The sequence below is a fragment of the Streptomyces sp. NRRL B-24085 genome (assembly GCF_001282115.1).
Classification (GTDB): domain Bacteria; phylum Actinomycetota; class Actinomycetes; order Streptomycetales; family Streptomycetaceae; genus Streptomyces.
Genome location: NZ_LJBR01000532.1, coordinates 1 through 6,306 on the forward strand (window position 1 = coordinate 1; position 6,306 = coordinate 6,306).

Below are 6,306 nucleotides of genomic sequence, written 5' to 3' on the forward strand. Positions count from 1 at the left end.
TCCACGTCCACCGAGGTCACCAGCGCGATCTCACCCGGGCCGCCGGCAGCGACTGCCCCGGCGACCTGGAGGGACGCACTCGCCGCCCCCAGATCCCCGACCAGCCGCCGCAACCGCAGCCGGGGCGGCCGGTGCTCCCCGAAGATCCCGGCGAGCGCGGCGTCCTCCCGGGCCCCGAGGACCCCGCCCCCGTCGGACGGGACCAGCAGCCCCACGTCCTCGACCCGCACGTCGGCCTCCTTCAGCGCCTCCCGCACGGCCCGGCCCACGGCCTCGTCGGCACCCTCGGGATCGGGGAACGCGATGAACCGGGACCCGAGCAGCGAGGCCAACTCGGTGCGCCCGTAGGCACGGGCCCGCGCGGCCGACTCCAGCAGGAACAGCGCGCACCCCTCCCCGAGCGGTCCGACCGGCTGCCGCTGCGGCCCTCCGCTGCGCGCCCGGTACTCCAGCCAGGCCCGCTCCCGGGAGAACTCCTCGACCGCCCCGCACAGCACCGCCTCGCAGTGCCGGCGCCGCAGCAGCCGCGCCGCGTAGCTGAGCGCGAGCAGCCCGGTCAACGCCCCGCCCGACACGGTGGTGTTGGGCCCGCGCAGGGTGTGCCAGATGGCGCTCTGCCCGGCGGCGCGGTTCATCACGGTGTTCGGGAACAGCGCGGGGTCGACGTGGAAGGGCTTCTCCCCGGTCAGCGAGTCCCGCGTGAAGTCCATGATCGACTGCACGCTGCCGTGCCCGGTGCCCAGCACCATGCCCACGGCCTCGGGCACCTCCTCGGCGAGCCCCGCCCCGGCCTGCTCCAGCAGCATCCCGGCGGTGGCCACGGCGAGCCCGGTGGCCCGGTCCATCGCCCGGGTCCCCTTGCGCCCGAGGATCGCGCGCACATCGAAGTCCGGTATCCGCCCGGCCCGTTCGTAGGGTCCGAGGTCGGACTCCTCGTCGCCGGGACGCACCGCGTCCCGCAGGCCCCGCACGCCCTCGGCGAAGGCCTCGGCGCCGAGACCGTACGGCGACGCCACGGACCAGCCGGAGACGACCAGGGTGTCCGGGCCCGCCCCGGTGGCAAGACTGACACTCATAGCTGTCTGCTCCTGAAGTCGTAGAAAGTACGCGGAAGTCGGAGACCGGCGCAGGACGGGGACTCAGCCCCACGCCCCCGCGGCGGCGTGCAGCTCCGCCCCGTCGACGCCGATGGTGTTGCCGGTCAGCCACGAGGACTCGGTACGGGACAGCAGTGCGACCGCGTCCGCGACGTCCTCGGGCCGGGTCAGCCGGCCGTGCGGGTTGTTCTCGGCGGCCCGCTCGATGTACCCGGCGTGCTCGGGGATCCGCCGCAGCGCGGGAGTGACCGTGGTCCCCGCCCGCAGCGCGTTCACGGCGATCCCGCTGGTGGCCAACTCGCAGGCGAGCTGCCGCACATGGGACTCCAGGGCGCTCTTGGCCGCCGACACCGCCCCGTAGCTCGGCAGGTGTTGCGAGGTCCCGGCGCTGGTCATGGCGTACACCTTGGAACCGCCGCGCAGCAGGCCGGCCTCGACCAGGTCCTGCGTCCAGTGGACGAGGCTGTGCGCCATGACGTCGAGCGTCATCTCGATCTGCCGCCCGCTGATCCGCTTCTCCCACCCGTCCCGCGGCAGGAACGGCACCAGCGAGCCGAAGGCCAGCGAGTGGACGAGGACGCGGATCCCCCCGGTGGCCCCGGTCAGTTCGGCGAGCTCGGGCACGATCTCGGCCCGGGCCGCCCTGGAGGCGGCGTTGGCGTTGAAGAACCGCGCCTCGACGCCCTTGCCGCGGATGTCCTCGACCAGTTCGGCGACCTCGTCCTGGCGCGCGGCGGTGTCGAAGTGCACGCCGGCGACATGGACGCCTTCGTCGGCCAGTCCGAGCGCGATGGCCCGTCCGATCCCGCTGGACGCCCCCAGAACCAGGCACCAGCTCCCCTCAAGCGACTTCAGCATGCTGCAACTCCTGTGTGTGACGGTCCTGTACGGGAGAGACCCGGACGAAGGCGGCCTGGCCCGCCCCGGTCGCGCTGACGACGAGCCGTTCCCCGCCGTCCCGCGCGGTCACGGCGTGCGCGAGGGCGAGAGCGGGACCCAGGCATCCGGTCCGCCGGGGCGGCAGCTCGTCCGGCCCGGCAGCCGCCCGCGTACGCATCCCGGCGAGCGCGCCGGCGACTGCCTCGCAGACCGGGGAGGTGTCGAGATCGAGGTGGACCCGCACCACCGGCGGCACGGATCCGCCGCGGTCGGCCCCCGCTGCCGGGTCCGTGCTCCCGTGCCTCCGCGCCCCCGGGACCAGCTCCTCCAGCACCCGCTCCAGCACCCGCGCCGCCCGCTCGCGGCCCTCCGGACGCTCCAGCGCCCCGGGGGGCAGGAACACCGAGCGGGCCCGGAGCGTGGCGTGGACGGCGGTGCCGCGGGCGCGGGCCGCGGTGAGCGGCTCCAGCGCGAGCACCGCCGCGCCCTGTTCCCCGCCCCCGCCCCGCGCGGCCGGCACCGGTTCCTCCGTCGCGGCCAGCAGCAGCGCCCCGCACCGGCCCGCGGCCAGCGCCGAGGCCCCGGTGGACAGGGCGTCCAGCGCGGCCGTACGGGCGGTGGCGACGGTCAGCGCGAAGCCGTGCAGGGAGAGTTCGGCGGCGAGCCGGTTGCCGAGGACGTTGACCGCGAAGTACGGCGCCAGGGCGGGGGAGATCCCGTCGGCGCCGCGCTCCGCCACGGTGGCGTCCATCGCGTCGTACGCCCCGGCGAGCCCGGCGTTGGTGGCGAGCAGCAGTCCGCGCCGGTCGGCGGGCACGGCGTCGGCCCAGGCCCCGTCGGTGACCGCGGCCCGTGCCGCGGCGAGCACGTACTGGGCGGCGGCGGGCAGGTACTTGTACCCGCGCGCCCCGAGCCGCGCCCGGTGGTCGAACCATGCGCCGTCCGCGGGCAGCCCGCCGTAGGCGGCGGCGCTCCCGGCCTCGTCACCCCAGGGCGAGACGACCCCCACCCCGGTGACAGCGATCTCACCCATCAGGAGCCTCCCACGGCCGACGACCCGCCGGCCGCCGACCGCGAGTCCGCCCCACCGGGGCCACCCGCACCCGACGACGATGGCGAAACGGGTGGTGCGGGTGGGAGCCCAGACGCCGAAGGCGAGGCCGAGGCCATCACCCCCAGCACCACCGACGCGTTGTTCCCGCCGAACCCGTACGCGTTCACCAGCACCCGCCGCGCGCCGAGCGGCACGGAGTCCTCCGGCAGCCACACCTCGCACTGCGGGTCCTGCTCCTTGAGCGGCACGTTCCCGGGCACCGTCCCATGCCGCAGGATCAGCGCCCCGGCCACCACCCCGAGCGCCGCCGACGCGCCGCCCGCGTGCCCGAGCAGCCCCTTGAGGCTGTACAGAGGCACCCGCCCGGTGCCCAGCACCCGCCGCAGCAGCCGGCTCTCCAACACGTCGTTGAGCCGCGTACCGGTGCCGTGCGGCACCACGCACCCCACGTCGTAGGGCGGTTCGCCCAGGGCCCGCCGCATCGCCCGCACGATCTCCTCGCCGTCCTCCCGGGGCGCCGTCGGATGGTCGCCGTCGCAGCTCCAGCCGACCCCGGACAGGCTCAGCACCCGCCCATGACCGGTGTCGAGCGCTCCGCGGGCCCGGGCGTGCGCGGCCGATTCCACGACCAGCACGCCCGCGCCTTCGGCGAACACCGTCCCGGCCCGGTCGCGCTCGAAGGGCCGGCAGCGTTCGGGGTCGACCGCGCCGAGCCGGTTGAAGCACCCGAGGGCGACCCGCGAGTAGGCGTCGGAGCCGCCCGCGATCACGACATCCGCCTGACCGCTGCGCACCAGGTCCAGCGCGACCCCGAGGGCGTACCCCCCGGCGGCGCAGGCGTTGGCGACGTCGACGGCCGTACCGAACAGGCCCAGTTCACCGGCGAGGGCGCTCGCCAGCCGGAACGGCGGTTCCCACCGCTGCCCGCCGCGGCCCCGCTCGTTCACCTCGGGCTCGCCCATGCAGCTTCCGAGCACGACGGCGCTGCGCACCGCGTCCAGGGCGCCGGTGTCCAGTCCCGCGTCGGCCAGCGCCTCGGCGGCGGCGAGCGAGGCGAACCGCGTCGCCCGCTCGGACGTCGGGCCGGGGCCCGGCTCGTGGGGGCCGGGCAGGCCGAGGCCGGGCACCAGGTTGATCAGCGGCAGGTCCATGAGGGCGAGCGGGTCCGCCGGCCGGTCCGGCAGACGGGTCCCGGCCGCCGTCATGGCCCGCCACAGCTCGTCCGCGCCCGCACCGTGGCAGGTGACGGCGCCGACCCCGGTGACCACGGCCTCGGCCTGGGCGTTCATGCCGTCCGGCCCTCCAGGGCCGCGTTCATGCGGTCGTCGAAGGAGACCAGCGACCAGTCGCGCCGGTTCTCGATGACGGCGTACCCGTGGGTGATCCGCCCGGTGGCGGTCTGCACCAGCTGCCCGTCCCGCACCACGTAGGTGTCCATGCGGGAGTCGTAGGTGAACCCCTTGAAGACGCTCTCGACGGTGAGGACGACGTACAGGTCCTCCTCCATGCGGGCCTCGTCGAGGACGGTGATCCGCGAGTGCGGCACGACCGGGATCCAGTTCTGCTCGTCGAGGAGCGTCTTGATGGAGACCCCGCGGTCGGCGACGAGCCGGTCCTTGGCCTCCTCCATCAGCCGCAGGTAGCCGGACATCTGCTGGCGCTCGGTGAAGTGGCAGTACCAGTAGGGGATGCGGAACTTCCAGGCGTACGCGTTCTTCCCGGCCGTCAGTTCCTTGACCAGGTCGTCGGCGGCGAGGTCGGCCTCGACCGGCTCGGGCGTCCAGCCCGGCTCGGCGGCCAGCCGGTCCACCGCGAACGGCGCGAGGGCGGCCGGCACGGGCAGCTCGCCGCCGCCGCGCGGGTCGAGGCGCAGTTGGACGCGCACGGTGGAGGTGACGGCCTTCAGCAGCGTCTCGCGCCGCACGTGCAGGGTGACGGCGAAGACCAGCTCGCCGTCCTTGGCCTTGCGGTGCGGCTTCACCTCGGCGACGGCCGTGTCGTCGATGTGGAAGGCGTGCAGGATGCGGGTGTCGATGTCGACGATGTCGGTGCACAGGCCGTACACCTCGTAGACCGTGCCGGGCGCGAGGCCGGCCTGGCGGAGATGGTTCAGCACGGCTTCCTCGACGAGGTAGTTGACGTGCTTGAAGCCGATCCAGGTGCAGATGTTGGAGCCCTCGTAGCGGGGCCGGATCTCCAGGGAGCTGGGCTCCTTCAGGGCGAGGACCGCGGCCTCGATGTCAGCGGTGTGCGTGGTGGTCACGTCGACTCCGTGAGTAGGGATGGGCAGGAGAAACTGAACGCGCGTGCAGGTGAGGAAAGGTGTGGTGCTCAGGACCCCTCAGGCCCCTCAGGCCCTGACCCGCTCGGGAAAGACCTCGTGCAGCAGCTCGTGCACGGCGTCGGCGAAGTCCCGCGGGCGTTCCGCCATCGCGAAGTGCCCGCAGTCCTCGAACAGCCGCAGCCGGCCGGCGGGCAGGGCGGCGGCCAGTGCCCGGGCGTCGTCGGGCGGGGCGGCGAAGTCCCCGGCGCCGGCCACGACGAGCACGGGCAGCCGCAGCGCGTCGACGTCGAGTCCGGGGCTGCGCAGGTAGGCACCGAAGAACTGCTGCCATCCGTACGGTCCGATCCGCTCCCGCACCCTGAGCGCCATCGCGGCACGCAGCTCGGGCGGGACGCGGTCGCCCGCGCCGATCCGCAGCCCCTCTTCGAGGATCCGGTGGAACCCGTTCAGGTAGTACTGGGCGTCGTCCCAGGTAAAGGCGTCGGGGGAGCGCCGGTGGAAGGGAGCGACGACCACGGCGGCCCCGACATCGCTTCGCCGGGCGAGCACTTCGAGCGCGGGCCCCGCGGTGAAGGAGTGCACGACGAGCACGTCCACCCCGCCGGGTACGGCGTCCAGAGCCCGCTGCACATAGCCGCCGGGTTCGTCGGTGACGCTCCACCCCGGGTCGCCTTCGGCACCCCAGGGCAGCACCGCGTCCCACACCTCGACCACGTCGTCGGCGAGCTCCGCGTACGCCGCCCACTGGGAGGTGCTCCCGGCCAGCCCGTGCAGCAGCAGAACCCGGACGGGATCACCGCCTTCGAGCGCCGCCCGCCGCATCCGGACCGGGGAAGCCGCCGACGGCGAAAGCAGCACGGGTGGTGCGGGTGGGAACCCCAAGGCCGAAGGCGAAGCCGAGGCCGTCACACCGCACCCCCGGCCCCCGCAAGAAGCAACGCCGCACTCGCGTCATCGCCCCCCGCGTCCCCGGTCCCCGCACTGGCGAGCAC

Annotated in this window: 6 protein-coding genes; all 6 read right to left on the minus strand. The window is 74.6% G+C overall.

Features of this window, described 5'->3' with window-relative positions:
- A partial coding sequence (locus AOJ26_RS38735) for a beta-ketoacyl synthase N-terminal-like domain-containing protein (RefSeq protein ID WP_053853032.1) occupies positions 1-1,076 on the minus strand: 1,076 nt, incomplete at its 3' end.
- Between the two features lie 63 nt (positions 1,077-1,139).
- Complete coding sequence (locus AOJ26_RS38740; RefSeq protein ID WP_053853033.1) at positions 1,140-1,955, minus strand: SDR family oxidoreductase; 816 nt, start codon at positions 1,953-1,955, stop codon at positions 1,140-1,142.
- Positions 1,939-3,009 (minus strand): beta-ketoacyl synthase N-terminal-like domain-containing protein, encoded by a 1,071-nt coding sequence (locus AOJ26_RS38745; protein WP_053853034.1) that lies wholly within the window; start codon positions 3,007-3,009, stop codon positions 1,939-1,941. Before AOJ26_RS38745 ends, AOJ26_RS38740 begins: the two co-directional genes overlap by 17 nt.
- Positions 3,009-4,319 (minus strand): beta-ketoacyl-[acyl-carrier-protein] synthase family protein, encoded by a 1,311-nt coding sequence (locus tag AOJ26_RS38750; RefSeq protein WP_063790385.1) that lies wholly within the window; start codon positions 4,317-4,319, stop codon positions 3,009-3,011. The genes AOJ26_RS38745 and AOJ26_RS38750 overlap by 1 nt, the downstream gene beginning before the upstream one ends.
- Complete coding sequence (locus AOJ26_RS38755) at positions 4,316-5,293, minus strand: acyl-CoA thioesterase (protein ID WP_086724399.1); 978 nt, start codon at positions 5,291-5,293, stop codon at positions 4,316-4,318. Before AOJ26_RS38755 ends, AOJ26_RS38750 begins: the two co-directional genes overlap by 4 nt.
- Before the next feature lie 87 nt (positions 5,294-5,380).
- Positions 5,381-6,172: an alpha/beta fold hydrolase gene (locus tag AOJ26_RS38760; protein WP_199828918.1), complete on the minus strand. Its 792-nt coding sequence runs from the start codon at positions 6,170-6,172 to the stop codon at positions 5,381-5,383.
- Between the last annotated feature and the right edge of the window lie 134 nt (positions 6,173-6,306).